Source organism: Cupriavidus pauculus (genome assembly GCF_022179805.1).
Lineage (GTDB): Bacteria > Pseudomonadota > Gammaproteobacteria > Burkholderiales > Burkholderiaceae > Cupriavidus > Cupriavidus pauculus_E.
In genome coordinates this window covers 114,743-140,919 of sequence record NZ_BPUO01000005.1, presented here as the reverse complement: position 1 = coordinate 140,919, position 26,177 = coordinate 114,743, and the positions used below count along the sequence as shown (strand labels likewise).

Below are 26,177 nucleotides of genomic sequence, written 5' to 3'. Positions count from 1 at the left end.
ATTGCAACGGCATTGACCCCAAAGGAAACGAGCCATGCGACACATGCACCCTCCCTTCCCGAAATCCGACGACGACCAGGCCTGGGCCTACTGGCGCGCCCGCCGCATGATGCGGGCGCTGCGCGGCTGGTATATCCACCTGCTGGTCTATGTGGTGGTGAATAGCTGGGTATGGCTGCGCTACGCCTACTTCCCGTCGCCGTCGTGGTCCAGCCACATGGCCTCGGGCTGGCCGGCGCCGCTGAACATGACGCTGGCCTGGGGCTTCGGGCTGGCCGTGCACGGCATCCTGGTCTGGACGCGGCTGTCGCGCTGGGGCCGCGACTGGGAGTCCCGCAAGATCCAGGAATTCATGGACCGGCAGTAATCCTCGCCTCGGTGAAGGCGGTCACATCTGCCTGAACCTGTGCACATAGGCGCGCGACACCGGCAACTCGGTGTCGCTGCCGCGCATCCGCACGAACAACCGCCCCGAGTCGTCGCGCCGCGTGCCAGCCACATGCTCCATGTTGACGATGGTGGACCGGTGCACCTGCCAGAAAACCTCCGGGTCCAGCCCGTCGATCAGTTCCTGCAGCGGGGTGCGGATCAGGTGCTCGCCCTCGCGCGTATGCACCACCACGTATTTGTCATCGCTCTGGAAGAACAGCACGTCCTGGATCGGCACGTGGCTGGTGGTATTGCCCCGGCTGGCGCGCACCCAGCGCAACGGGCCGGCGCTGTCGGCGCGCGGCTGCTGCGCGCGGGTCAACTGGCTCAGTAGCTGGGCCAGTTCCGGCGGCGGCGCGGCGTCCTGCAGCGCGCGCCGCAGCCGCTCGATGGTGCGGCCCAGCCGTTCGTCGTTGACCGGCTTGACCAGGTAGTCCACCGCTGCGCGCTCGAACGCATCGAGTGCGAATTCGTCGTAGGCGGTGACGAACACCAGCCGTGTATCGGTTTCGATGCCCTGCGCTACCTCCAGCCCCGACAACCCCGGCATCTTGATATCGAGGAACGCCACGGCCGGCGCCAGCCGCGCGATGGCGTCGGCCGCCTCCACGCCGTTGGCCGCCTCGGCCACGATCTCCAGCTCGGGCCAGAGCCGGGCCAGCTTGCCGCGCAGGTGCGCGCGCAGGTGTTCCTCGTCGTCGGCAATCAGCGCGGTGGGATTCATGCGGGGTTTCCGTTGGGTCGGGGCTGCTGGGGTGATTGTGGGGAATGAGGCAGCGGAATCTCGATCAGCACCGCCGTGCCCGGCGCGCGGTCCTCGATCCGCACGTGGGCCGCGCCGTCGTACAGCACGGCCAGCCGCTCGCGCAGGTTGGTCAGGCCCACCCCGGCGTTGCCGCCCGGCTTGAAGCCCATGCCGTCGTCCTCGATCGTGGCCAGCATGCGCGTGCCGTGCCGCTCCACCTTGACGACCAGCTGGCCGCCTTCGATCTTGGGCTCCAGCCCGTGCTTGACCGCGTTTTCCACCACGGGCTGCAGCAGCATCGGCGCCAGCGGCACCGCGTCCAGCGACGCGTCCACGTCCACGGTGTAGCGCAGGCGGTCGCCCATGCGGATCTTGATCAGCGCCAGGTAGTCGCGCAGCAGCCGCGCCTCCTGCGCGACCGTGCCCTGCGTGGCGCGGCTGGCCGCCAGCGACGCACGCAGGTAGGCGATGAAGTGTTCGAGCATCAGCGTGGCGCGGGCGGGCGCCGGCTCGATCAGGCTCACCACGTTGGCCAGCGTGTTGAACAGGAAGTGCGGCTCGATCTGGGCCTGCAGCAGCCGCATCTGGGCTTCGACAAGCTGCTTCTCGGTGGACAGCGTGCGCACCTGGTCGCGCGCCATGTACTCGGCGATCTTGCGCTCTTCCCAGTTGCGGCCCAGCAGCCCGACGCGGCCCCAGGTCATGATGCCGTGCACCGCCAGGCCAATGCCCCAGCCCATCAGCGGCGCGTGCGCCCACGGCCGGGCCGGCGCCGCGAGCACGTTGTAGGCCACCAACACCGCATTGACACCCACATACACCAGCGCGTGCATGTAGAAGAAACGCAGCGCACGCACGCGGCGGCGCGCGTCCAGGTAGGCGCGCTGGTCGGCGGGCGTACGCCAGAGATCGGGATCGACGGGACGCAAGGTGACGGGGGACGCGGGACGTGGAGTTGCCGCGAGATTACCACCGGGCGGCGCGCGCCGACACGGGAAAAGCGCGGATCGACAGGAATCCGGTGTGGGTGTCAGGCAGGCGGCGTGAATGGTTGCGGCGGTTTTTGCTCCCCTCTCCCACAACGTGGGAGAGGGGTTGGGGGTGAGGGCAGCGAGGTTCTGCTTGCCGGCGGGGGTCGCAATTTCCACCGCCCGGCCCTCACCCCACCCCCTCTCCCGCCATGCGGGAGAGGGGAGCAAAAAAAAGGCGGCACCTTCCTACCGGGGATACGGCCGGTGCAGCGGCAGCTCCGGATTCAGCCGCACGCCAAAGCCCGGCGCGTCCAGCGCCGACGCCTTCATCCGGCCGTTCACCGGCACCGGCTCATCAAGCAACTGCGGGTCGAACATCGGCACGATCTGGTCGGCGCCCGGCGACATGTTCAGGAACTCGGCAAACGGGCTGTTGTGGCGCGTGATCACAAAGTGGTAGCTGTAGACCGACGACCCGTGCGGCACCACGAGCTTGCCGTGCGCGTCAGCCAGCGCCGAGATGCGGATCAGTTCGGTGATGCCGCCACACCAGCCCACGTCGGGCTGGATGATGTCGCAGCAGCCCATTTCCAGCAGCATCCTGAAGCCCCAGCGTGTGGCCTCGTGCTCGCCGGTGGTCACCAGCATGCCGCGCGGCACGTTGCGGCGCAGTTCGGCATAGCCCCAGTAGTCGTCGGGCGGCAGCGCTTCCTCGATCCACTTGAGTCCGAACTCGTGATACGCGGCCTGCGCCAGCCGCGTGGCGTACTCCACGTCGAGGCTCATCCAGCAGTCGTACATGAGCCAGAAGTCCGGGCCGCACGCCTCGCGCATCTGGCCCAGCAGCTCCAGGTTCTTGCGCAATCCCGCCTCGCCTTCGGCCGGGCCATGGTGCAGCGGCATCTTGCCGCCGATAAAGCCCTGCGACTTGGCGAAATCCGGCCGCGCGCCAGTCATATAGAACTGCAACTCGTCGCGCACCGGTCCGCCCAGCAGCGCGTGCACGGGCTCGCGGCGTACCTTGGCCAGCAGGTCCCACAGCGCCAGGTCCACGCCCGAGATCGTATTGAGCACGATGCCCTTGCGCCCGTAGTACAGCGTGGCGTTGAACATCTGGTCCCAGATCTTCTCGATGTCGGTTACCTTCTGGCCTTCGATAAAGCGCGCCAGGTGTTTCTCGACGATCCAGCAGCCAAGTTCGCCGCCAGTGGTGACGGCAAACCCCACGGTGCCGTCGCTGGCCTCGATCTCCACCACCAGCGTGCCCAGCACGTTGATGCCGAAGCTCTGCCGGCTCTGGCGGTATTCCGGGTAGCGTGACATCGGCGTGGCGATATGGTCGTCGATCCAGTGCCCGGCGCCCTGGTCGTGGTAATCGGCGCCGGCGCCACGCAGCGTGAAGGCACGGACGTGCCGGATGGTGGGCATGTTCATCTTGCGGACTCCAGGATCAGGAAAATTGGCGATGCTTGGGCGCATTCGGCGCGGGCTGCGACCCGGCCGCAGCCTGCGTGCCGCGCAGGCCCAGGAACAGCAGCCCGGCCAGCACCGTCACGGCCGCCAGCAGGTTCATGCCGGCCGACGACGACGCAAACGCGTGCTCGGCCCAGGTCTTGAGGTTGGGCGCCACGAAGCCGCCCAGCGCGCCCAGCGAATTGATCAGCGCGATGCCGCCCGCCGCGGCCGCGCCGCCCAGGTAGTTGGTGGGAAATGTCCAGAACAGCGGCTGCACCGCGATGAACCCGGCAGCGGCGAAGCAAAGCGCCACCAGCGCCAGCATCGGCGATGCCGTATGCACGGACAGCGCGATACCCGCCGCCGACACCACCAGCGTGGCCAGCGCCAGCCGTGCGTGGTTGCCATGGCGCTCGGCCAGGCGCGGCAGCAGCCATGCCGCCACGAGCGCGCACACCCAGGGAATCGCCGTGACCAGCCCCACCTCGAAGCCCACCTTCTTGCCCAGCAGCGCCGCCACCTGCGTCGGCAGATAGAACACCACGCCGTAGACGCTGGCCTGGATCAGGAAGTAGATCAGCGCCAAGAACAGCACGCGCCCGTTGCCCAGTGCGCGCAGCACGGTGCTGGGGCCATGCGCGGCCTTGTGCTGCTCCTCGCTTTCGATGGCCCGCGCCAGCGCCTCGCGCTCGTCGGCATTGAGCCAGCGTGCATCGCGCGGGTCGTTGTCCAGGTACCAGTAGGCCCACACGCCCACCACGCTGGCCAGCAGCCCTTCCACCAGGAACAGCCATTGCCAGCCCTTCAGGCCCATCATGCCGTCGAATTCCAGCAGCAGGCCTGACAACGGGCTGCCGAAGATGAAGGCCAGCGGCGCGCCGAAGTAGAACAGGCCCATCACCCGCGTGCGCGAGCTGGCCGGAAACCACTTGGTCAGGTAGTAGATGACGCCCGGGAAGAAGCCCGCCTCGGCCACGCCCAGCAGGAAGCGCAGCGTGTAGAACGCGGTCTCGCTATGCACGAACATCAGCGCGGCGGACACCAGGCCCCACGTCACCATGATGCGGCACATCCAGATACGCGCGCCCACGCGGTGCATGATCAGGTTGCTGGGCACTTCCAGCAGCGCGTACCCCAGGAAGAACACACCGGCGCCGAGCGCGAACATCGCGTCGGAGATGCCGGTGTCGAGCTGGAACGCCTTCTTGGCAAAGCCGATATTGGCGCGATCCAGAAATGCCAGCACGTACATCAGCAGCAGGAACGGCACCAGGCGCGCGATGGCCTTGGCCGTGACGGAATCCAGGCTGGCGCCCGAACGATGGGTGGTCATGACGAGTGTCTCCTCTGCGCCGGAGCCCTGACGGCCCGGGCGCATGGGTTGAGGTAGCCGCCCCGGCGTGCGTGCGCCGGGGTCTATGCCTGTCGATCCGGGTTCAGTAGGTGGCGCGGCCGCCCGAGAGGTCGAAGACCGCGCCCGTGCTGAACGCGCAGTCCTCGGTCGTCAGCCAGGCTATCATGGCGGCGGCTTCGTCCACTTCGAGAAAGCGCGCCATCGGGATCTTCGACAGCATGAACGCGATGTGCTGCTCGCTCATCGAATCGAAGATCGGCGTGCGCGCCGCGGCGGGCGTCACCGCGTTCACCAGCACGCCGCTCTGGGCCAGTTCCTTGCCCAGCGACTTGGTCAGGCCGATCACGCCGGCCTTGGACGCGCTGTAGTGCGACGCGTTGGGATTGCCTTCCTTGCCCGCCACCGACGCGATATTGACGATGCGCCCGAACTTCTGCGCCATCATGCGCGGCACCACGGCGCGGCAGGTCAGGTAGGTGCCGATCAGGTTCACCTCGATCACGCGCCGCCAGACCGACGGGTCAAGCTCCCACGTGGTGGCGTTGCCGCCGGTGATGCCCGCGCTGTTGACCAGCGCATCGATGCGGCCGAGCTTGTCCACGGTGGCCTGCGTGGCGGCTTCCACGGCCGCATCGTTGGTCAGTTCCACGACCTCGCCGGTCACCTTGCCGAGCCGCGACAGCGCCTCGCAAGCACGCGTCAACTGCGCCTCGTTGACGTCCCACAGCGACACCACGGCGCCCGACTGCAGCATGCGTTCTGCCACGGCGTAGCCGATGCCCTGCGCGCCACCGGTAATCACGGCCACACGGCCTTTCAGATCGAGCTGGTTCATTGCGCGCCTCCCACGTTGGCTGCCACGGTCCGTTGCTGCTGTTCACCCAGGCCGGTAATGCCCAGGCGCATGGTCTGCCCCACCGTCAGGTACACCGGCGGCTTCTGGCCCAGGCCCACGCCGGGCGGCGTGCCCGTGGAGATGACGTCGCCGGGCTGCAGGCTCATGAACTGGCTGATGTAGGACACCACGGTCGGCACGTCGAAGATCATCGTGCGGGTGTTGCCGTGCTGGTAGCGCTTGCCGTCCACGTCGAGCCACATCTCCAGTGCCTGCGCGTCGGGTACCTCGTCGCGCGTGACCAGCCACGGGCCCATCGGGCCGAACGTGTCGCAACCCTTGCCCTTGTCCCACTGACCGCCACGTTCCAGCTGATAGGCGCGCTCGGAGACGTCGTTGACGATGCAGTAGCCCGCCACGTAGTCCAGCGCATCGGCCTTCGACACGTAGCGCGCCGTCTTGCCGATCACCACGCCCAGCTCCACTTCCCAGTCGACCTTCTCGGCTCGCGGCGGGATCTCGACATCGTCATTCGGGCCGACGATGGCGCTGGTGGCCTTCATGAACAGCACCGGCTCGGTGGGAATCGGCATGCCCGACTCGGCGGCGTGGTCCGAATAGTTCAGGCCCACGCAGATCATCTTGCCCACGTTACCCACGCAGGCGCCGATGCGCGGCGAGCCGTCCACCAGCGGCAGCGTGGCCGGGTCGATGGCGGCAAGCCGGGCGAGGCTGTTCGGGGCGAGTGCGGCGCCGGCGATGTCCGGCACATGGGCCGAAAGGTCGCGCAGGCGCCCCTGGGCGTCGATCAGGCCGGGCCGTTCCTGGCCGGCCGAGCCGTAGCGGATCAGCTTCATCTTGTCTCCTGTCTTTTATGGTGATGGGGTGAGAAGCATCCGTTGCACTGTAAGCGCACAGGCTATATCGTTCCAATCAATTTAAAAGAGCGAGCGATTCCATTCTGGAATAGCACGGGAACCGCTCGAATTAGCCCAGGAGACCGCTTTCATGTCGCTGACCCGCCGCCTGGTGAACCGACTCAAACTCAAGCATTGGGCGCTGCTGAGTGCGCTGGCCGACACCCCCACGCTGAACCAGGCCGCCGCGCTGATCAATGTCACGCAGCCGTCGGCCACCAAGATGCTGGCCGATATCGAACAGGCGTTCGGATTCGCGATCTTCGAGCGCCATGCGCGCGGCATGCGGCCCACGGCGCTGGGCCTGGAGGTGGTGACCTACGCGCGCCACACCCAGGCCAGCCTGGACCGCTTTCTGGAAGGCATGGAGGTGCGCCGCCGGGGCGGCCACGGGCAGTTGGTCTTTGGCGCGATCATGGGCGCGGCGCCGGACCTGGTGGCCGCTGCCGTGGCCGACATCAAGCGCGAGCGGCCACGTCTGGGCGTGCGCATCCTGGGCGAGACCAGCGACCAGATCGGCGTCTTGCTGGAGCGGCACGAGATCGAACTGGCGGTGGGCCGTTTTGCCGGCCCGCTCGATCACAACAAGTTCGATTTCAGCGCGCTGTCGGACGAACCGCTGCGCATCGTGGTGCGCAGCGGGCATCCGCTGTCAGAGCGGCGGCGCATCGGCTGGGACGAGCTGGTGCGCTGGCCGTGGGTGCTGCAGACGCTGACCAGCCCGGCGCGGCTCATGCTGGAAGACCAGTTCGCGCAGGCCCAGGTGTCGTCGCCCGAGGACGTGATCGAGTGTTCGTCGATCTTTGCCACGCTGCAGTTGCTGCAGTCCGGCGATGCCATTGCGATGCTGCCCGAGTCGGTGGTACGCGACCACGTGCGCGCGTCGCTGCTGGCCACGCTGCCCGTGGCGGTGGGCCAGGACATGAAGGCCTTCGGCATCCTGACCCGCAAGAACGAGGTGCTTTCCGACGTGGCCGCGGCCTTTGTCGGCCACCTGCAGGCCCGCGCGCAGGCCAAGTCGCAGGCAGCCAGCGCGGTGTCGGCTTAGGCGCCGAAGCGGCGCGGATCGTACGGTGTGGGGTCCACGTACGGCGTGTCGCGGTCGAACAGTTCCGCCAGCAGCCGCGCCGTGGCCGGCCCCAGCGTCAGCCCCTGATGGCCATGGCCGAAGTGGAACCACAGGTTGGCGTGGCGCGGCGCGCGCCCCACCACCGGGCGCATGTCGGCGATACAGGGCCGCGCGCCCATCCACGGCTGCGCTTCCACTGGCTTGCCCAGCCGCACGAGGTCGCCGGCCAGCATTTCGGCGCGCACCGACTGCACCGGCGTGGGCGCGGCGTCGTGATGCGCGAACTCGGCGCCGGTCGTGAGCCGCAAGCCCTGCCGCATCGGCGCCAGCAGGATGCCGCTTTCCGCGTCAAGCAGCGGCTTGCCCGGCATCTCGGCCACCGCGTAGTGGCGGTGGTAGCCGCGCTTGACGAACAACGGCAGCCGGTAGGCCAGCCGGCGCGTAAGCCCGGCGGCCCATGGGCCCAGCGCGATCACCGCGTGCTCGGCGTCGACCGGGCCATCGGCCGTGTCCACCGCCCAGCCGCTGCCCGACTGGCGCAGCGTGTCGGCATCGCCGCGCAGGATCATTCCACCCTCGCGCTCGAACAGCGCTGCGTAGCGCGCCACCAGTTCGCCGGGGTCGCTGACGGTCCACGGGTCTTGCCAGTGCACCGCGCCAGCCATCGGCCGCTGCAGCACCGGTTCGTCCGCCGCCAGTGCCGCACTGTCCAGCACGGCATGGCGCAGCGCGTGGGCACGTGCGACGGCATCGGCCTCACGTGCGGCGGCCTCGAACGCGGCCGGTGTGCGATAGGCTTCGAGCCAGCCGGATTTGCGGATCAGGTCCTGCGCGCCCGCGCGCTCGATCAGCGGCGCGTGCTCGTCGATGCAATGGCGGATCAGCGCGGCATAGGCATCGACGATGGCTGCGTAGCGTTGGGGCGCCGACGCGTGCCAGTAGCGCGCCAGCGACGGCACCAGCGACGGCAGCGCGCGCAGGTGATAGTGCACGTCGTTGCCGCGCCGGGCGGCCACGCGCAGGATGGCTTGCCAGGCGCGCGGAAACGCATAGGGCTGCACGGCCTCGCGCTGGATGATGCCGGCATTGCCGTACGAGGTCTCGCGGCCCGGCGCGTTGCGGTCCACCAGGCAGACGGCGTGGCCGCGCTGCTGCAGCGCCAGCGCCGTCGACACGCCGACGATGCCGGCGCCCAGCACCAGCACGTCGGTGCGGCGGGATTGACGGGAGTGACGGGAATTTGCGGAGGCTTCGGTCATGACGTCCTGTCTGCGGTCCTTGCTGTCTTTGCGGTCTTTGCTGTCTTTGCTGTCTTGCGAGGCCCGCCGATCTCGCCTGCTGCATCGCGCAGGCACTGGGCCAGCTCCGCCACGCTCGGCGGCAGCCGGCGGTCGCGCAGCGTGATGATGCCCACCGGGGGCAGATCCACCTCCACCGGCATCGCCAGCACATGAAAGCGCCCTTCGGCCTGCAACTGGCGCCCCACCGTGCCGGCCACGAAGCCCACGGCCTGGCGTTGGGCCACGAACGTGGTCACCGCCAGGTACGACGACGACTCCACGAGGTCGGCCGGCGGCACCTGTCCATGCCGGAAGAACGCCTGCTCGATCTTGACCCGCAGCGACGCCCAGGGCGGCGGCAGCACCAGCGGATGGCACGCCACGTCGGCCCAGCCCGGACGCGCCTTGCGCGCCAGCGGATGCCCGGCAGCGACGATGGCCACCATCGGGTCTTCGTACAGCGCCTCGGTCAGCAGGTCGGGCGCGGCGTAGGCCGGCTCCAGGCGTCCCACGATCACGTCGAGTTCGGACAGACGCAGGCGCGGCAGCAGATGCGTGAGGTCGCCCTCCTCCACCAGCACCGTGGCGCGCGGCGACTGCGCCTTGAGGCGGGTCACCGCCTGCGCCAGCAGCACGGGCAGCGTGGCGCTCATCGACCCCACGCGCACGCGGCCGGCCGCGCCGCTGGCCACGGCCTCGATCTCGTCGCGCGTGACGTCGTACTGCGCCAGCACCGCGCGCGCAAAGCGCACCAGCGATTCGCCGGCCGGCGTGGGTTCGGTGCCGCGCGTGGACCGCGTGAACAGCGTCAGGCCGAGCATCTTCTCCACTTCGGCCAGCACCTTCGACACCGCCGGCTGGCTCACCGACAGGAATTCGGCCGTGCGGCCCAGGTGGCGGAATTCGTCCAGCGCCACCAGCAATTGCAGGTGGCGCAGCTTGATGTTGGATCGGAAAGCCCGGTCGATATGTGCCATGGCAGCGAGTCTACCTAACCGGAAGGTTATGAAGCAATGCCAATTTGCTATTGGATGGTTATGTTCGGCGCGCCCACAATCGCAGGCAGAGCGGGTTGGCATCGATGCCGGTCCGCGACCTAAAACAAGACTGGAGACATCCCCCATGACGCAAGGCAAGCCCGTCAGCCTTTCGCGCCGCCAGCTTCTGCTGGGCAGCGCCGCCGCCACCGCCGTTGCCGCCACCGGCACGGCCAGCCTGCTAGTGCCGCGCCTGGCGCGCGCCGCCGCCGCGTATCCCGACCGTCCCATCACGTTCATCTGCCCGTGGCCCGTGGGCGGCACGGCCGACCAGTCGATGCGCGCGCTGTGCCAGGTGGCGTCGGGGATTCTCAAGCAGTCGGTCGTGGTGGAAAACCGCGCCGGTGCATCGGGCATGATCGGCACCAAGGCCCTGGCCCGCGCCAATCCGGACGGCTACACGATCGGCCAGATCCCGATCTCGGTCACGCGCTTTTCGCAGCTCGGCATGCTGCAACTGGACCCGCGCAACGAGCTGACCTACCTGGCGCGCACCTCGGGCCAGACCTTCGGCATCGCCGTACCGGCCGGATCGCGCTTCAAGACGCTGGCCGACGTGATTGCCGAGGCCAAGGCCAATCCGGGCCGCATCACCTACGCGCATGCCGGCATCGGTGGCGCCACGCACGTCGGCATGGAGCAGTTTGCGCTGGCGGCCGGCGTGAAGTTCAACGCCGTGGCCTACAAGGGTGGCTCGCAGGCGCTGCAGGACGTGCTGGCCAACCAGGTGGACCTGCTGGCCGATTCCAGTTCGTGGGCGCCGCATGTGGAAGCCGGCAAGCTGCGCCTGCTGGCCACCTGGGGCGAGCAGCGCACGCCGCGCTTCAAGGACACGCCGACGCTCAAGGAGCTGGGCTACAACGTGGTGGTGGAAGCGCCCAACGGCATCGGCGCGCCCAAGGGCCTGCCGCACGACATCGAGCAGAAGCTGCGCGACGCGTTCCGCCAGGCCGTGGCCAGCGCCGAGTTCAAGGCCGTGGCCGCGCGCATCGACGCGCCGATCATGTACCTGGACGGCCCCGACTACAAGAAATACGTCTCCACGGTCTACGACCAGGAAACGCAGCTGATCCAGCGCCTGAAGTTGAAGGAAATGCTCTCGCAGAGCTAACCCGCCACGCCTCTGTCAATCGTGACCCTGAACCCCGTCATCCGCCTGCATGCCAACGACAACGTCCTGATCGCCCGGGGCGACCTGACGCTGGGCCAGCCCCTGCAGGACCTGGGCGTGCGCGTGCGCGCCCAGGTGCCGGCCGGACACAAGATCGCCGCGCGGGCCATTGCGCGCGGCGAGCAGGTCCGCAAGTACGACACCGTGATCGGCGTGGCCGACCGCGACATCGCACCCGGCGACCACGTGCACAGCCACAACCTCAAGCTCGTGGACTTCTACCGCGACCCGGCGTTCTGCCAGGACGTGCGGCCCGTGGACTACGTGCCCGAGGCCGAACGGGCCACGTTCATGGGCTATGTGCGCCCCGACGGCAGCGTGGGCACGCGCAACTTCATCGGCATCCTGTCGTCGGTGAACTGCTCGGCCACCGTGATCAAGCACATCGCCGCGCACTTCACGCGCGAACGGCTGGCCGCGTATCCCAATGTCGACGGCGTGGCCGCGTTCGCGCAGAGCAGCGGCTGCGGCATGTCGTCGCCGAGCGAGCATTTCGACATGCTGCGCCGGACGCTGGCCGGCTATGCGCGGCACCCCAACCTGGCCGGCGTGCTGATCGTGGGCCTGGGCTGCGAGCGCAACCAGGTAGCGTCGCTGGTGGATTCGCAGGGGCTGGTGCCCGGCGAGAACCTGCACACGCTGGTCATGCAGGACACCGGCGGCACGCGCGCCACCATCGAGGCCGGCATCCGCGCCATCGAAGCCATGCTGCCGGCGGCCAACGCGTTCCAGCGCCAGCGCGTGAGCGCCAGCCATATCAAGATCGGCCTGGAATGCGGCGGCTCTGACGGTTTTTCTGGCATCACCGCCAATCCGGCGCTGGGCGCGGCCATGGACATCCTGGTCCGCCACGGCGGCACGGCCATCCTGTCCGAAACCCCCGAGATCCACGGCGTGGAGTACATGCTCACGCGCCGCGCCATTTCGCCCGAGGTCGGCCAGAAGCTGCTGGACCGCCTGGCCTGGTGGGAGCGCTATACCGCCGGGCAGAACGCGCAGTTCAACGGCGTGGTAGGCCATGGCAACCAGCAGGGTGGCCTGGCCAACATCTTCGAGAAGTCGCTGGGATCGGCCATGAAGGGCGGCACCACGCCGCTGCAGGCCGTGTACGAGTACGCCGAGCACATCGACAAGGCGGGTTTTGTCTTCATGGATTCGCCCGGCTACGACCCCGTGGCCGCCACGGGCCAGATCGCCAGCGGCGCCAACCTGATCTGCTTCACCACGGGGCGCGGCTCGATGTTCGGCTCCAAGCCCGCGCCGACCATCAAGCTGGCGTCGAATTCGCCGATGTACCGCCGGCTGGAAGAAGACATGGACATCAACTGCGGGCTGGTGCTCGATGGCGAACTGAGCGTGCCCCAGATGGGCGAGCGCATCTTCGAACACATCCTGCGCGCGGCCTCGGGCGAACCCACCAAGAGCGAACTGCTGGGCCTGGGCGACCACGAATTCGTGCCCTGGCACGTAGGGATCGTGAGCTAGCCCAGACGCCCGCCCTCTCCCGCCCTACGTCTCTCCGCCCCCTCGGTTTGCTCCCCTCTCCCTCCGGGAGAGGGGCCGGGGGTGAGGGCAAGCCTTCCCGTCACCACCCACGCCAGCCACCACTACACCCCCATGCTGACCACCCTCACCGACCCCACCCTGCTGCGCACGCAGAACTTCATCGACCAGCAATGGTGCGACAGCCAAGCCCGCATGGACGTGACCGACCCGGCCACCGGCGCCGCCATCGCCAGCGTGCCGGACAGCGACGCCGGCGATGCCCGCCGAGCCGCCGACGCCGCCGCAGCCGCCTTTCCGGCCTGGAGCCGGCGCACCGCACGCGACCGTGCGCAGATCATCAAGCGCTGGCACGCGCTGATCCTGGCCAACGAGCAGGATCTGGCGCGCATCATCTCCGCCGAGCAAGGCAAGCCGATGCACGAAAGCGTGGGCGAAGTGCGCTATGGCGCGTCGTACGTGGAATGGTTTGCCGAGGAAGCCACGCGCATCTGCGGCGACGTGGTGGCCGAGGCCGTGCCGGGCCGCAAGATGATCGTGCTGAAGGAGCCCGTGGGCGTGGTGGCCGCCATCACGCCGTGGAACTTCCCGCTGGCGATGATCGCCCGCAAGATCGCCCCGGCACTGGCAGCCGGCTGCACCGTGGTGGCCAAGCCCGCCGAGGACACCCCGCTGACCGCGCTGGCGCTGGTGCATCTGGCGGAACAGGCCGGGCTGCCGCACGGCGTGCTGAACATCGTCACGGCGTCGCGCACCAACACGCAGGTCGTGGTGGATGCCTGGCTGGCCGATGCCCGTGTGCGCAAGATCACGTTCACCGGGTCGACCCCGGTGGGCAAGCATCTGGCGCGCGAATCGGCCGGCACGCTCAAGAAGCTGTCGCTGGAACTGGGCGGCAACGCGCCGTTCATCGTGTTCGACGATGCCGACCTCGATGCCGCCGTCGATGGCCTGATGGCGGCCAAGTTCCGTAACGGTGGCCAGACCTGCGTGTGCCCGAACCGCGTGTATGTGCAGGCCGGCGTGCACGACGCCTTCGTCGAGAAGCTGGCCGCGCGCGTGGGCGCGCTGCACGTGGGCCCGGCCACCGAGCCGGCCGCGCAGATCGGCCCGATGATCAACGGCCGCGCCGTGGACAAGATCGACCGCCACGTACGCGACGCCGTAGCCCTGGGCGCGCGCGTCGTGGTAGGTGGCGAACGCGTGCGCGCGGACGACGGCCCGCACTACTACGCACCGACCGTGCTGGCCGGCGCCACGCCCGCCATGGCGCTGGCGCAGGAGGAAACCTTCGGCCCCGTGGCGCCCGTGTTCCGCTTCACCGACGAGCAGGAGGTGATCCGCGACGCCAACGACACGCCGTTCGGGCTGGCCGCGTACTTCTATTCCAACGACGTGCGGCGGATCTGGCGCGTGGCCCAGGCGCTGGAAACCGGCATTGTCGGCATCAACGAAGGCGCGCTGGCATCGGAGGCGGCCCCGTTTGGCGGCGTGAAGGAATCGGGCTACGGCCGCGAGGGATCGCGTCACGGACTTGACGACTACATGCATACCAAGTATCTCTGCCAGGGCCAGTTGAACTGAACACGCCCCCAACGGCACCACCAGACCCCAGAGGAGACCCAGACCCATGCCCGCCCATAACCCGTTCAAGGCCGCACTGGCCGCCCGCCAGGCCCAGATCGGACTCTGGATGTCCGCCGCCACGCCGTACCTGGCCGAGATCAGCGCCACGGCCGGCTTTGACTGGCTGCTGGTGGATGGCGAACACGCGCCCAACGACGTGCGCACCATCCTGCAGACGCTGCAGGTGCTGGCGCCGTACCGCTCGCAGCCCGTGGTGCGCGCCGTGTCCGGCGACACCGCGCTGATCAAGCAACTGCTGGACGTGGGCGCGCGCACGCTGCTGATTCCGATGGTCGACACCGCCGAGCAGGCCGCCGGGCTGGTGCGCGCCACGCGCTATCCGCCGTTTGGCGTGCGCGGCGTGGGCAGCGCCGTGGCGCGCGTGTCGCAATGGAGCGCCCGCAAGGACTACCTGGCCGTGGCCGACGACGAAGTCTGCCTGCTGGTGCAGGCCGAGACCGTGACCGCCATGCAGAACCTGGAAGCCATCTGCGCCGTCGACGGCGTGGACGGCGTGTTCATCGGCCCGGCCGACCTGGCCGCGTCGATGGGCCATCGCGGCAATCCCGGCCACCCCGAAGTGCAGGCGCAGATCGAAGCCGCCATGCGCACGATCATCGCCAGCGGCAAGGCCGCCGGCACGCTGACTTCGGACAACACGCTCGCGCGCCGATACCTGGACCTGGGCTGCACGTTCGTGGCCACCGGGGTCGACGTGCTGGTCTACGCCAACGCGGCCCGCAAGCTCGCCGCCGAATTCCTGCCGGAGCGCGCCCAACAGGTGTCCGCGCCCGGAGCCGCCTACTGAGTATCGAAGATGTCTTCCTTGCCTTCCAAAGCCCTGCCCTCGCCCGACGTACTGCACGAAGCCATGCTGGCCATTGTCGGCCCCAACGGCTACCTGACCGCCGAAGCCGACACCGAACCGTTTGTCACCGACTATCGCCGCATCTATCGCGGCAAGTCGCCGCTGGTGGTGATGCCGTCCACGACCGAACAGGTCAGCCAGGTGATGACGTGGTGCCACGCGCACGACGTGCCGGTGGTGCCGCAAGGGGGCAACACGTCGCTGATGGGCGGCGCGGTGCCCGATGACAGCGGCACGGCCGTGGTCATCAGCCTGAAGAAGATGAATCGCGTGCTGGCCATCGACACCATCAACGACACCATGACGCTGGAAGCCGGCGTCACGCTGGCCGGCGCCCGCGCGGCCGCCGATGACGCGCGGCGGCTGTTTCCGCTGCGCATCGGCTCGGAAGGCTCGTGCCAGATCGGCGGCAACCTGTCCACCAACGCCGGCGGCACGGCCGTGCTGCGCTACGGCAACATGCGCGACCTGGTGCTGGGCATCGAGGTGGTGCTACCCGACGGGCGCATCTTCTCGTCGCTCAAGGGGCTGCGCAAGGACAACACCGGCTACGACCTCAAGCACCTGTTCGTCGGCGCCGAAGGCACGCTGGGCATCATCACCGGCGCGGTGCTGAAGCTGATGCCGCAGCCGCGCTCCACCGCCGTGGCCTTCGTGGCCGTGGACGGCCCCGAGGCGGCAGTCAAGCTGCTGGGCGAGGCGCGTGCGATCTCGGGCGGCGCCGTTACCGCATTCGAGCTGATTTCGGCACCCGCGCTAGACCTGGTGCTGGAATACCTGGGCGACGTGCCGTCGCCGCTGCCGGGCCGGCACGACTGGATGGTGCTGATCGAGCTGACGTCGGGCACCGACGAGGAAACGCTCAGCGCCATGCTGATGGAAATCCTGGAGACCGGGCTGACCAGGGAATGGGTGGTCGATGCCGCCGTGGCGTCGAGCCTGGCTGATGTGCAGCAGTTCTGGCGTATCCGCGAGGAAATCTCGGATGCCCAGACCCGCACCGGTGGCAGCATCAAGTGCGACATTTCGGTGCCGGTATCGCGCATCGCCCAGTTCATCGAGAAGGCGTCGGCCGAGGTGCTGGCCCTGGAGCCGGCCACCCGCATGGTGATCTACGGCCACATGGGCGACGGCAACGTCCACTTCAACCCGTTGCGGCCCAAGGATTGCGACGCCAAGAGCTTCCTGGCGCAGTGGTACAAGCCGGTGTCGGACCTGGTGGACGGGCTGGCCTACGCCGAGAACGGGTCGATTTCGGCCGAGCACGGCATCGGCGTGGCCAAGCGCGACGACCTGAGCCGTTACAAGTCGCCGGTCGAGCTGGAACTGATGTGGCAGATCAAGCGCGCGCTCGATCCGAAAAACCTGCTGAACCCGGGGCGGGTGCTGCCGCAACTGGACCGGCCGGCATGAAAAAGGCGGGGCTGTAGCCCCGCCTTCCTCCGTCCGGGCCGGCCCGTGCACGCTGGCGCGGGCCGGCCCGGCGCTGAACTTGAACTATCAGCGCGGATTCTTCTTCATGTCTTCCTTGGCATCACCATAGGCGGCCTGCGTGCGGCCGGCCACCTGCTGGGCCTTGCCCTTCATTTCCGTGGAAGTCTTGCCGGTAACCTTGCCGGCCAGTTCCTTGGCCTTGCCCTTGGCCTCGTTCATGCGGCCCTTCACCTGGTCCTTGTTCATGATCGTACTCCTATGGTCGGTTGCAGAATGTCCGGCCCTGCCCCAGCCCGTTCTGGCCGGCGCCGGTGGCAGGGTGCGGCGCTGATTGACAGTGTAGGCACGGCGCGCGGCCTGCTGTGTAGGACACGCACGCAATCCGCTGTCGGAATGTGCCAGCGCCACTTTGTTGCACGTTCCGTGCATGTTCCCCCTGCACCGCCCCTCGCACGCCGCTACTGGCACCACACCGCCCCGCGATACGCTTGCGGCACTCCGGGCGCGGCGGCACGTTTCACCGGAATTGCTAAAGTCACGCCGCGACAAAACTGAATTCCGCCCGGCGGCGATCCTTGCGACCATTGGTGCGCCCTTCCCCCTGCGCGCCGTCACGCATGCTTCACAAAGCCGCCTCCATTGCCGCGTTGTGCCTCTGTGCCAGCCTGCCCGCCCACGCCCAGTTCAGCGTGGTGGGTGCCAACGTCCAGAAGCAGGCCAACGGCGTGCTGGCCCTGATGGCCTACTCGGTGGTACCCGACCTGACATCGAGTTCGCTGTCGATCAACAACGCGGCCAGCGGCAACCCCGGCATCAAGATGTCGCAGCTGGGCGGCGGCTTCACGCTGAGCAAGTCGTTCCCGCTCTATGTGGAAGGCTCGATTGCCTACAGCCGCTACGATCCGACGTTCATCGCCAGCGACGGCTCCGAGACGCGTCCGATTCCCACGCGCTGGAACAGCGTGGCCGGCACCGTCGGCATCGGCTGGGACTTCCCGCTGACGGCCGACAAGGAGCTGGTGTTCCGGCCGATCCTCAATGCATCGCTCGGCAATGTGTCCAGCGACCTGGCCGTCGCCCAGTTCGCGGTCAACCGGGCCACCGACAGCAGCATCGACTTCCTGGACCGGGGCACGCTCAATGCCTATGGGCTGGGCGGCTCGGTGATGCTGGACTGGGAACACTACCGGCCCGAGCACGACATCGACGTGGAGTTGCGCTACACGAACATCTACCTGCAGACGTTCGGCGGCACCACGTCCGGGGTCAAGGGATCGGCCACCGCCCAGACCGCCAATCTCTATGCGCGCTACCGCGCCCCCACCGGCATGTTTGCGCTGGACCGGCCCGTGCGCTACGTGCTGGAACTCTCCCACTCGCAATACCTGGGCAGCCAGGCCAACGTGCTGGGGTTCGAGCATCTGACGTCGGTAGGCCTGGGCCTGGAACTCGACACCACCGCGCACGAGGTATTCGTCACGCGTGTGCGTGCCGTGGTGCGATACGTGTTCGGCAACAACGTCTCAGGGATATCGCTGGGACTGGCCGCCAGTTTCTGAGCTGCGCCGTCGGGCGATAACCACTCGACACCGCGCATCGACGATGCACGCTCCGGCTCAGCTGCAACAAATTTAATACTGTTCGAGAAGCAAGTTCGTATAACGACGATACGCGAGTAGTCGTCCGCCGTTGTTCACATGCGACGCCAAGAATTTTCCGCTGCCAAGTGGCGAAGAATCGAGCCAAGTCAAAGCCGCCGGCCTCATGCCTCCCGATCATTGCGGGACTTTTCCCCAACTGGAGATCCAGGCATGAAAATCAAACTGGCCGCCGCCGCGGCAACCGCGTTGTTTGCGATGGGCGCGCAAGCCCAGTCGAGCGTGACGCTGTACGGCGTTGCCGATGTCGGCGTGGAATACCTGTCGCGCACGCTCAGCGACAACAGCCTGGTCCGCATGCAGTCCGGCAACGGCATCACCACCGGTTCCTGGTGGGGCATGCGCGGCACCGACGACCTGGGCGGCGGCATGAAGGGCATCTTCGTCATGGAGAGCGGCTTCAACGTGGACAACGGCGCCAACACCAGCGACCGCTTCTTCAATCGCCAGATCTACCTGGGCCTGCAGAGCCGGTACGGCGGGCTGACGTTGGGCCGCCACCAGACGCCAGTCTACGATTTCACAATTGCCTTCGATCCGATGGCTGCCACGTCGCAGTACTCGATCGTGAACATTGACCCTGGCATGGCCTCGCGCGCCGACAACTCCATCAAGTACGAGGGCAAGTTCGGCGGCCTGACCGCCTCCGCGCTGTACAGCTTCGGCTACGACATGAACGGCGAAGTGCCGGGCAACTACAAGCGGGGCCGCGAGTACGCCGCCAGCCTGCGCTACACCACCGGCCCGCTCAACGTGGGCGTGGTGTACGACCTGCGCCAGCCGCTCGACGATGCCAAGGTCCAGCGCGCCTCGGTGGCGCTCAGCTACGCCTTTGGCCCGACCAAGGTCTTCGGCGGCTATCGCTGGGAGAACGTGACCGGCCTGAGCCCCCTGTTCGTCCGCAGCAACCTCTACTGGGTTGGCGTCGGCTACCACGCCACGCCGGCCCTGACGCTGAAGGGCTCGGTCTACTACAACGACTTCGCCAAGTACGGCGCCGACCCGTTCGTGTTCGTAGCCTCGGCCGAGTACGCGTTCTCCAAGCGCACCAGCACCTACCTGAATCTCGGCTACGCCTACAACCGCACCGACAAGGGTCGTGGATCGATCGCCAATCTCGGCAGCCTGGTCGTCCCGGGCGACAACCAGTTCGGCGCCATGGTGGGGGTGCGCCACCGCTTCTGATACCTACCGCACCAGACACTTTCCATTTATGCCCGGCCTTGCGCCGGGCTTTTTTTGTTTGCAGTGCAGCCGGCGTGGCGTGCCGCCGCCGGTCTTTTCTTCCCTTGATCGTGTTGTTCGCCAGCCTGCTGCTAAATCGGGCGCAGACGTTCAACCCGGTGGGGTCTTCGCATACCATCGGCTGCCAACCGATCATGCACAAGGAAAAGCGCCCCATGACGTCCCCGCCCCATCATGCTCTCTCGCGACGGATGCGCGCCGGAGTATTGCCGGCAATGCGCCGAAAGCACGTGGTCATATGCGAGCGGTCCGCGAAGCCGCAGTCCTGTGCGATGGTGGCCAGCGGTGCGCTGGTTTCCAATAGCAGCCGCGTGGCGCGCACCACCCGCCGCCGCATGATGAAGCGCAGCGGGGCTTCTCCCGTGGACGTCCGAAAGGCGCGCATGAAATGCGGGAGACTGACTTCGGCAAGCGCCGCCAGTTCCGTGACGGCCAGGCTGTCGCCAAGATGGTCTTCGATGTAGTCGAGGACGCGGCGCAGCCTGAACGGCGCGAGCCCTCCCTTGCAGGCCAGCAGTGGCGCGATGGCGCCGAGTCCAGCGATTTCCACGGCAAGCATGCCGACAAGACTCTCGCAGTAGAGCCGCTGTCCGATTCGTGGCGTCACGCACGCCAGGGCCAGCCGGTCGGCCATGGCCCAGATCGGCTTGTGCTCGAACATCAGCCGCGACTGGAAATGGGCCGCACCGCTGGCGGTGCCGCAGGCTTCGCCCAGCAAGGTATCGTCGAAGTGGATCGCCACGCAACGGAAGCCGCGAATGAACCGGGTGTAGCCGTACGCTTCGCCGCCCTGTTCGATCAGGCTGAGGTGATCACTGCCGTGATAGCGCCCCGCCAGCGACTGCGATGGCTTGTAGCGCGCCTCGATCCGGCCGCCGGTTTCACGCAAGGCCGCACGCAGGCTGACACGTTGCGATCCGATCGGGCGTGCCACGTCCTGCAGTTCGCCGTATTCGAGGACTTCCACTTCCGTGTTGGCCCAGATGCCGATGGTTCGGCTCTGATGCACGTCCGTGACGATACGTACCACTTTTTCGTCTCCTGCCAATTTCCAATTACCGTGTGTACTGAACAAATGGACCCGAGACTGCAAATTCGTCTCGACCGCAAGGCAAAGCTTCCGCTGTCGGAACAGATTTGCCTGAGCATTGCCCGCGCCATCGACTCGGGTGTGCTCGCACCTGGCACCCGCCTACCATCGTGGCAAGACCTGGCCGCGCATCTCGGCGTGGCGCGCGGCACCGTTCAAGCAGCGTATGAGCGCCTGTCCGACGCACAGATCATCGAAGCCTTCGGCGCACGGGGCACCCGCGTCGCGCCCCGGTCACGCGCGCCGATATCCCGGCCAGAAGCACCAGAGCCCGGGGCATTCATGCGTAGCTATCTCCAGATGAACAGCGGGCCGGCGATCTTCCAGCTCGGCGTTCCAGCGCTGGAAGGACTGCCCGACAGGCTGTTCGCGCGGGCGCGCGCTTCGAATCTCCTGAAAACAGGCGCGTTCTCGTCGCTGGTCTATCCCGATCCCCGAGGCGAGCTCGAACTGCGCCGCGAGATCGCTGGCTATCTCGCCATTTCCCGCAACCTGCACTGCCTGCCGGAGCAGGTGTTCATCACTTCCGGATACATCGGCGGCCTGGGCCTTGCACTGCGCGTGCTCGGGCTCGATGGCCGGAAGGTCTGGATGGAGGAACCCGGATTCATGGTCACCCGCAAAGCCCTGGAGCTTGCCCGGATGCATGGCGTGCCGGTGCCGGTGGACGCGGAAGGCATGAACGTTGGCTACGGCATCGAGCACGCCCCGGACGCCGCCCTGGCCGTCGTGACGCCCGGGCAACAGGCACCGTTGGGTTCGGTCCTGTCAGCCAGGCGACGGCTGCAGCTGCTTGAGTGGGCGACGGCCAGCGGCGCCTGGATCATCGAAGACGACTACCTCAGCGAACTTCAGCTCGATGGCCGGGTGGCACCCGCCCTGGCATCGTTGGGCGGTGGCAACCGGGTGATCCATATCGGCACCTTCAGCAAGACCATCAGCCCGGCGTTGCGACTCGGATTCGTCGTAGCACCGGCCGAACTGATCCACCCGTTCTCGGAAGTGGCCGCGGCATTGGCGCCCGCGCCCTCCCCGATCGTCCAGCTGGCCACGGCCCAATTCATGCGGGAAGGTCATTACGTTCGCCGTGTCCGCCGGCTCAAGCGCCTGTATGCCGTGCAACGTGACGCGCTGTGCGAGCAGTTGCGCATGCGCGATGCCGCGTGGATGAAGACCGGCCTGGCGATACTGCTCAGGCTCCCGGACGGCGCGCCCGACATCGAGATCGCGCGGGAGTTGATGCACTTCGGGATGGCACCGTCGCCGCTATCCAAGTGGTTCGCCGCGCCATCCCCCGCGTCATCGGGCCTGTTGCTGGGGGTGGCAACGGCGCCCGAAGCGCAGGTCGCCGCGTCGTGCAGCCGCCTGTTCGAGGTCATCGAACGATCTTGCCGGCGGCCCCTGGGCGCTCGACCGACGCCAGAAGCAGCGAAATCGAGGCACCCAGCAAGACAAGATCCTTGAGAAGGAACTGACCCGGCATGGCTGAAATGGCCGGGAAGCCGCCTGCCGTCGCCTCCGCCACACCGGGGGTGCTGAAGAAGAACGTAAGCGTGATCAGGTAGGTCGCCGCCGACATCGCCGCGCCCAGCGCGGAGAAGATGGGCAGGAACCTGCCGAGAATCAGTGCCCCGGCGGTGGACAGCTCCAGCACGCCAATGACGTAGCTGGCGCCCTGCACGCCAAACAAGGTGTGCAGCCAGCTCATGATGGGGCTGTTGGCGATGAACGGTGCAATGCCGCTGGCCTCGTAGGCGGTGAACTTCATGCCGCCAAACCAGAGGAACACGATGACCAGCGTCCACCTGAGCGGAGCCAGCAGAGACAGTGTTTCAACGCCCTTTTCGGCGATCTGCAGCCGAAGCTGGTTTGCAAGAGTAGTCATTTGGGTTTTCCGTATGGGTTGCTCGGGTGACTGGCCTTTCAATCTAGCGTCACGCGAAGTGAATTTCGAGACTGCATGGGCTCAACAAGATGCCCGAAAGGATCAATGACGTGCGTCAGTCGCCCGGGCGTGCCATGCGGCGCCATTCCCCCGGCGTCATGCCCATCTTGTCGGTGAACGCACGCCGGAAGGCCGCCACGGATCGATAGCCGACCGAATCGGCCACTGCCTCGGTGGTGACCCCCGGCTTGCGCAGCGCGTTCGCCGCCAGGCTCATCCGGACATCGGTCAGCAGGTCGTTGGCCGAGCGTCCCAGACTGGACTGGAAGTGCCGCATGAACGTGGCGCGGGACATGCTGCACAGGTCGGCCAGCTCGGTCAGGTTCCAGGCTTTGGCCGGATCGGCGAACATCGCCGAAATGGCCGGGGCCAGCCGTGGATGGCCGGCAAGCGCCAGCAAACCCGCCGGAGACTGGTCCGATTCGCTCGCCGCGCGCAGCACCAGCGTGAACAGTGCAAAGCTGAGCGCGTTGAGCATGGCGTATCCGCCCGGCTTGTCGGTGGCGCTTTCCACACGCATGAGCCCCATCAGCCGCGCCAGATCCTTGGCGGCTGACATGGCATCATCGTCAGCGTTGGCGTCCGTCGCCCGCACCACGAAGGTCGCGGGCAGGTAGTCGCGAATCATCCGGTCGTGCGGCGGCCCGATAAAGAAGCGCCCGCAGAGCATGTCCAGCGGCTCGCCCTTGCCATCGTTCTCGCTGAGCGTCCATCCCGCGGAGCCCTGGCGATTGTGGGTAGCGCCCGGCGCATGCCCGCTGCCATCGTGGAGCACGTGCGCCGCGCCGTGGGGCAGCAGCAGGATGTCTCCCGCCACCAACTCCGTAAGCGTGCGCGTGTGCGGATCTTCCAGGACGGCCCGCCCCTTCAGCACCATGTGATAGGGAATCTCGTGCGCAGCCGACTCGTCCCAGGCCACGCGCCATGGCGCGCCGTACACGCAGCGCACCTGAAGCTGGCCGGTGACGTCGATCATCTGCAGCAACTGGCTGAGCCAGTCGATCCGGGACACCTGACCGTCGGAATATTGATCCACTTGAACGCCTCATTGCTTGTCGCACGCGGGACGCAGCCTTGATACCGCAAAGGCCACGTCCCCGCTGGCTTCAGATCGAGCCGGCCGGCGCCACCGCCGGGAAGTCCTTGTCCGGATCGAACACGTTGTTGAAGAAGTTGGTCAGCGAGTACATGGCCACCAGCGCGACGATCTCGATGACGTTCGCTTCCGTATAGCCAGCATCGCGCACCGCCTTCAGGTCGGCGTCGCTGACCTGGCCACGGGTCTCGATGACCTTGCGCGCGAACTGCAGCGCCGCGTCGCGCTTCGGCTCGCTGGCGTGACCCTTGCGGGCAAGGATAATCTCATCGGCCGGCAGTTTGGCCATATGCTCGGCCGTGAAGCTGTGAACGGTCAGGCAGTAGTTGCAGCCATTCACTTCCGACACGGCCAGGCCGATGCCGTCGCGCGTCTTCACGTCGAGCGCCTTGCTCAGGCCGCCCAGCAGCGTCGCCCATGCGTTGAACGCAATCGGGCTCTGCGCAAAGCTCGCCATCATGTTCGGCGTGAAGCCGATGTTCTTGGTGAACGCATCGAGCGTCGCTTTCGATTCGGCGGGTACCTGTTCCGGGTTCAGCACTGCGGTTCTTGCCATCTTGGACTCCTTGGGGTTGATGGATTGGGATTGACGGTTAAACGAGATCGAGCACATCGGCCACGGGCAGGCGCGGCTTCTGCGCCCAGTTGCCCGGACGCTCCGCGCCCACGGAAAGCAGCATGACCGGCACTTCGTTGGCGGCCAGTCCAAACTCCCGATGCACGCCTTCGGCGTCGAAGCCGATCATCGGCGTGGAACCCAGGCCCAGCGAACGGGCCGCGTAGATCATCGCGGCCGCGCCGAAGGTGCCGGTACGCACGGCCTCGTCGCGCTGGCGCTGCGGATAGTTCTTGTAGAGATCACGTGCGGGGTTTTCCCACTCGGGCACCATCTCCGCCGGCATCACGCCGGCCGCCACCAGCGGCGCCAGGCGGTCCGGAATCACGCTGGCGTCAGCCAACTGGCCGATGACGATGAAGGTCACGGCGGCATCGATGATCGGGGGCTGGCTCCAGGCAATCGGGCTCAGCCGGGCCTTGGCGGCCGGCGTGCGGACGGCGATGAAGCGCCAGTTCTGCATGTGGAAGGACGTTGGCGCGGAGGTGCCGATGCGCACCAGCTCGCGGATCTGGTCGTCACTCAACGTGGCGGCCGGGTCGTAGTACTTGGCGGCGCTGCGGCTCAGGATGCATTCGATAACGGCGTTGGTCATGTGGATTGCGGTGGTCATGTTGATCTTCGGGATTGATGCGCCAGGGGCTCCGGCGGGACGGGGCGTCTTCTGGCGCGTTCGTTTCATCTGCTAGTTGTGAGCCTCCACTTTAGGTCTACGGATTAGCAATTTCGAGACTGTTTTTGCTAAATACAGTGCTCAAAAGGATCAAAGCGAAACGAGTTGCCGACTGCACATCCGGCACACGGCAGCGGCGCCCCAGGGGATGCGTCGCGCATGAGTTGCGAGGTTGGGTAATTCGCTCGGGGGTGGCCCGATCAGGCCGCGAGCTTTGGCGCCTCCGCACCGAAATGCGGATGCCGGGAAAAGATGTCGGCTGCCCAGTTCACGAACACCCGCACCTTGGCCGACAGGTGCCGGTTCTGCGGATACATCGCCGAGATCGGCAACTGGTCGGTCTGCCACCCGGACAGAACTTCCACCAGCCGGCCACTGTTGACGTACGGCTCGGCCGTCGCCCGGGACATGCGTGCAATGCCATGGCCATCCAGCGCGCAGCCCAGATGGACGTCGGTATCGTTGGTGGCAATCACCGAGGGCAGCAGCACTTCGCTACGTTCGCTGCCGCGTGCGAGCGGCCACGGCATGGCGCGACCGGTGCGGTTCGACAGAAGATGCACGGCCTTGTGCTGTGCCAGTTCCGCCAGATCCCGGGGCGTGCCGAAACGGCGCAGATAAATCGGCGACGCATAGAGGGCCAGCCTGAGCCAGCCGATGCGGCGCGCCACCATGGTTTCGTCCAGCGCGCCCACGCGCAGCACCACGTCCACGTCCTCTTTCAGCAGATCGATCGGCTTGCCGTTGCTGGTCAGTTCGAGCCTGATCTCGGGATACGCATTGCAGAAGCCATGCAGTTGCGGCATCAGCACCATTTTCGCGATGCCGTTCGTGGTGTCCACGGTCAGCGTGCCGCGTGGCGAGTTGTTATGGCGCGTCAGCAGGTGCTCTGCTTCGTCGATGTCCGCCAGGATGCGCACGCAGCGTTCGTAGTAGGCGGCGCCATCGGTGGTGACGCTTATGCGGCGCGTGGTCCGGTGCAGCAGCTTGACGGCGAGATGCGTCTCCAGCTTCTGGATCAAGCGAGTGAGCGTGGCCTTTGGAAGATCGAGCGACTCCGCGGCTCCTGCAAAGGTGCCGACATCCACCACACGGGTGAATGCCTGCATCGAGACGAGACGATCCATGGCGACAGCTCTCCAAAGGCGTAAGGCTTAGAG

The 26,177-nt window shown here is 67.1% G+C and carries 25 protein-coding genes; 10 read left to right on the top strand and 15 right to left on the bottom strand.

All coding sequences use genetic code 11. The features are described from left to right. Positions 1–43 precede the first annotated feature (43 nt). On the top strand, positions 44–367 hold the full coding sequence (locus MFF62_RS11725) for a 2TM domain-containing protein (RefSeq protein WP_238263559.1): 324 nt from the start codon (positions 44–46) through the stop codon (positions 365–367). A gap of 21 nt (positions 368–388) precedes the next feature. Here MFF62_RS11725 and MFF62_RS11720 read toward each other — a convergent pair whose 3' ends face one another. The 6 genes from MFF62_RS11720 to MFF62_RS11695 form a co-directional block, all read right to left on the bottom strand. Then, positions 389–1,153 (bottom strand): LytR/AlgR family response regulator transcription factor, encoded by a 765-nt coding sequence (locus MFF62_RS11720; protein ID WP_238263290.1) that lies wholly within the window; start codon positions 1,151–1,153, stop codon positions 389–391. Beyond that, complete coding sequence (locus MFF62_RS11715; protein WP_283205341.1) at positions 1,150–2,031, bottom strand: sensor histidine kinase; 882 nt, start codon at positions 2,029–2,031, stop codon at positions 1,150–1,152. Before MFF62_RS11715 ends, MFF62_RS11720 begins: the two co-directional genes overlap by 4 nt. A gap of 360 nt (positions 2,032–2,391) precedes the next feature. Next, the gene (rhmD, locus tag MFF62_RS11710; RefSeq protein ID WP_238263288.1) at positions 2,392–3,579 is read right to left on the bottom strand and encodes an L-rhamnonate dehydratase; all 1,188 of its coding nucleotides are present in this window, start codon (positions 3,577–3,579) and stop codon (positions 2,392–2,394) included. A 16-nt stretch (positions 3,580–3,595) separates the two neighbouring features. Continuing rightward, positions 3,596–4,933 (bottom strand): MFS transporter, encoded by a 1,338-nt coding sequence (locus tag MFF62_RS11705; protein WP_238263287.1) that lies wholly within the window; start codon positions 4,931–4,933, stop codon positions 3,596–3,598. A gap of 103 nt (positions 4,934–5,036) precedes the next feature. Then, positions 5,037–5,789 (bottom strand): SDR family NAD(P)-dependent oxidoreductase, encoded by a 753-nt coding sequence (locus MFF62_RS11700; RefSeq protein ID WP_238263286.1) that lies wholly within the window; start codon positions 5,787–5,789, stop codon positions 5,037–5,039. Next, positions 5,786–6,646 (bottom strand): fumarylacetoacetate hydrolase family protein, encoded by an 861-nt coding sequence (locus MFF62_RS11695; protein WP_238263285.1) that lies wholly within the window; start codon positions 6,644–6,646, stop codon positions 5,786–5,788. Before MFF62_RS11695 ends, MFF62_RS11700 begins: the two co-directional genes overlap by 4 nt. A gap of 151 nt (positions 6,647–6,797) precedes the next feature. On the opposite strand from MFF62_RS11695, the gene MFF62_RS11690 reads away from it, so the two are divergent. Beyond that, on the top strand, positions 6,798–7,754 hold the full coding sequence (locus tag MFF62_RS11690; RefSeq protein ID WP_238263284.1) for a LysR family transcriptional regulator: 957 nt from the start codon (positions 6,798–6,800) through the stop codon (positions 7,752–7,754). Here the strand turns inward: MFF62_RS11690 and MFF62_RS11685 are convergent. Together MFF62_RS11685 and MFF62_RS11680 are read right to left on the bottom strand one after the other, a co-directional pair. Then, positions 7,751–9,034: an NAD(P)/FAD-dependent oxidoreductase gene (locus MFF62_RS11685; RefSeq protein ID WP_238263283.1), complete on the bottom strand. Its 1,284-nt coding sequence runs from the start codon at positions 9,032–9,034 to the stop codon at positions 7,751–7,753. The genes MFF62_RS11690 and MFF62_RS11685 overlap by 4 nt on opposite strands. Continuing rightward, complete coding sequence (locus MFF62_RS11680; RefSeq protein WP_238263282.1) at positions 9,031–10,032, bottom strand: LysR substrate-binding domain-containing protein; 1,002 nt, start codon at positions 10,030–10,032, stop codon at positions 9,031–9,033. The genes MFF62_RS11685 and MFF62_RS11680 overlap by 4 nt, the downstream gene beginning before the upstream one ends. A gap of 145 nt (positions 10,033–10,177) precedes the next feature. Between MFF62_RS11680 and MFF62_RS11675 the strand changes: the two genes are divergently transcribed. From MFF62_RS11675 to MFF62_RS11655, 5 genes are all read left to right on the top strand, one after another. Beyond that, complete coding sequence (locus MFF62_RS11675) at positions 10,178–11,203, top strand: tripartite tricarboxylate transporter substrate binding protein (protein WP_238263281.1); 1,026 nt, start codon at positions 10,178–10,180, stop codon at positions 11,201–11,203. A 21-nt stretch (positions 11,204–11,224) separates the two neighbouring features. Beyond that, on the top strand, positions 11,225–12,748 hold the full coding sequence (locus MFF62_RS11670; RefSeq protein WP_238263280.1) for a UxaA family hydrolase: 1,524 nt from the start codon (positions 11,225–11,227) through the stop codon (positions 12,746–12,748). Positions 12,749–12,880: 132 nt separating this feature from the next. Continuing rightward, complete coding sequence (locus tag MFF62_RS11665) at positions 12,881–14,350, top strand: NAD-dependent succinate-semialdehyde dehydrogenase (protein WP_238263279.1); 1,470 nt, start codon at positions 12,881–12,883, stop codon at positions 14,348–14,350. Positions 14,351–14,396: 46 nt separating this feature from the next. Next, positions 14,397–15,200 (top strand): 4-hydroxy-2-oxoheptanedioate aldolase, encoded by an 804-nt coding sequence (hpaI, locus tag MFF62_RS11660; RefSeq protein ID WP_238263278.1) that lies wholly within the window; start codon positions 14,397–14,399, stop codon positions 15,198–15,200. Between the two features lie 63 nt (positions 15,201–15,263). Beyond that, on the top strand, positions 15,264–16,673 hold the full coding sequence (locus MFF62_RS11655) for an FAD-binding oxidoreductase (RefSeq protein WP_238263558.1): 1,410 nt from the start codon (positions 15,264–15,266) through the stop codon (positions 16,671–16,673). 87 nt (positions 16,674–16,760) lie between these two features. On the opposite strand, the gene MFF62_RS11650 is transcribed toward MFF62_RS11655, so the two are convergent. Next, complete coding sequence (locus MFF62_RS11650; protein ID WP_238263277.1) at positions 16,761–16,940, bottom strand: CsbD family protein; 180 nt, start codon at positions 16,938–16,940, stop codon at positions 16,761–16,763. A gap of 371 nt (positions 16,941–17,311) precedes the next feature. Here MFF62_RS11650 and MFF62_RS11645 point away from each other — a divergent pair, with 371 nt between their 5' ends. Together MFF62_RS11645 and MFF62_RS11640 are read left to right on the top strand one after the other, a co-directional pair. Continuing rightward, complete coding sequence (locus tag MFF62_RS11645) at positions 17,312–18,253, top strand: hypothetical protein (protein ID WP_238263276.1); 942 nt, start codon at positions 17,312–17,314, stop codon at positions 18,251–18,253. A gap of 252 nt (positions 18,254–18,505) precedes the next feature. Further along, positions 18,506–19,537, top strand: a complete 1,032-nt coding sequence (locus MFF62_RS11640; RefSeq protein ID WP_238263275.1) for a porin — start codon at positions 18,506–18,508, stop codon at positions 19,535–19,537. Between the two features lie 232 nt (positions 19,538–19,769). On the opposite strand, the gene MFF62_RS11635 is transcribed toward MFF62_RS11640, so the two are convergent. After that, complete coding sequence (locus MFF62_RS11635; protein ID WP_238263274.1) at positions 19,770–20,627, bottom strand: AraC family transcriptional regulator; 858 nt, start codon at positions 20,625–20,627, stop codon at positions 19,770–19,772. Between the two features lie 45 nt (positions 20,628–20,672). On the opposite strand from MFF62_RS11635, the gene pdxR reads away from it, so the two are divergent. Further along, positions 20,673–22,151 (top strand): MocR-like pyridoxine biosynthesis transcription factor PdxR, encoded by a 1,479-nt coding sequence (pdxR, locus tag MFF62_RS11630; RefSeq protein ID WP_238263273.1) that lies wholly within the window; start codon positions 20,673–20,675, stop codon positions 22,149–22,151. On the opposite strand, the gene MFF62_RS11625 is transcribed toward pdxR, so the two are convergent. From MFF62_RS11625 to MFF62_RS11605, 5 genes are all read right to left on the bottom strand, one after another. Next, positions 22,063–22,572, bottom strand: coding sequence for a YkgB family protein (locus MFF62_RS11625; protein WP_238263272.1), 510 nt, complete (start codon positions 22,570–22,572; stop codon positions 22,063–22,065). The genes pdxR and MFF62_RS11625 overlap by 89 nt on opposite strands. 115 nt (positions 22,573–22,687) lie before the next feature. Beyond that, a complete protein-coding gene (locus tag MFF62_RS11620) occupies positions 22,688–23,644 on the bottom strand; it encodes an AraC family transcriptional regulator (RefSeq protein ID WP_238263557.1) in 957 nt (318 codons plus the stop codon). Between the two features lie 94 nt (positions 23,645–23,738). Continuing rightward, positions 23,739–24,284 (bottom strand): carboxymuconolactone decarboxylase family protein, encoded by a 546-nt coding sequence (locus MFF62_RS11615; RefSeq protein WP_238263271.1) that lies wholly within the window; start codon positions 24,282–24,284, stop codon positions 23,739–23,741. A 37-nt stretch (positions 24,285–24,321) separates the two neighbouring features. Beyond that, positions 24,322–24,957 carry a nitroreductase family protein gene (locus MFF62_RS11610; RefSeq protein ID WP_238263270.1) on the bottom strand — a complete coding sequence of 212 codons (636 nt, stop codon included), beginning with the start codon at positions 24,955–24,957 and terminating at the stop codon, positions 24,322–24,324. 260 nt (positions 24,958–25,217) lie between these two features. Beyond that, positions 25,218–26,144 carry a LysR family transcriptional regulator gene (locus tag MFF62_RS11605; RefSeq protein ID WP_238263269.1) on the bottom strand — a complete coding sequence of 309 codons (927 nt, stop codon included), beginning with the start codon at positions 26,142–26,144 and terminating at the stop codon, positions 25,218–25,220. Positions 26,145–26,177: the final 33 nt, after the last annotated feature.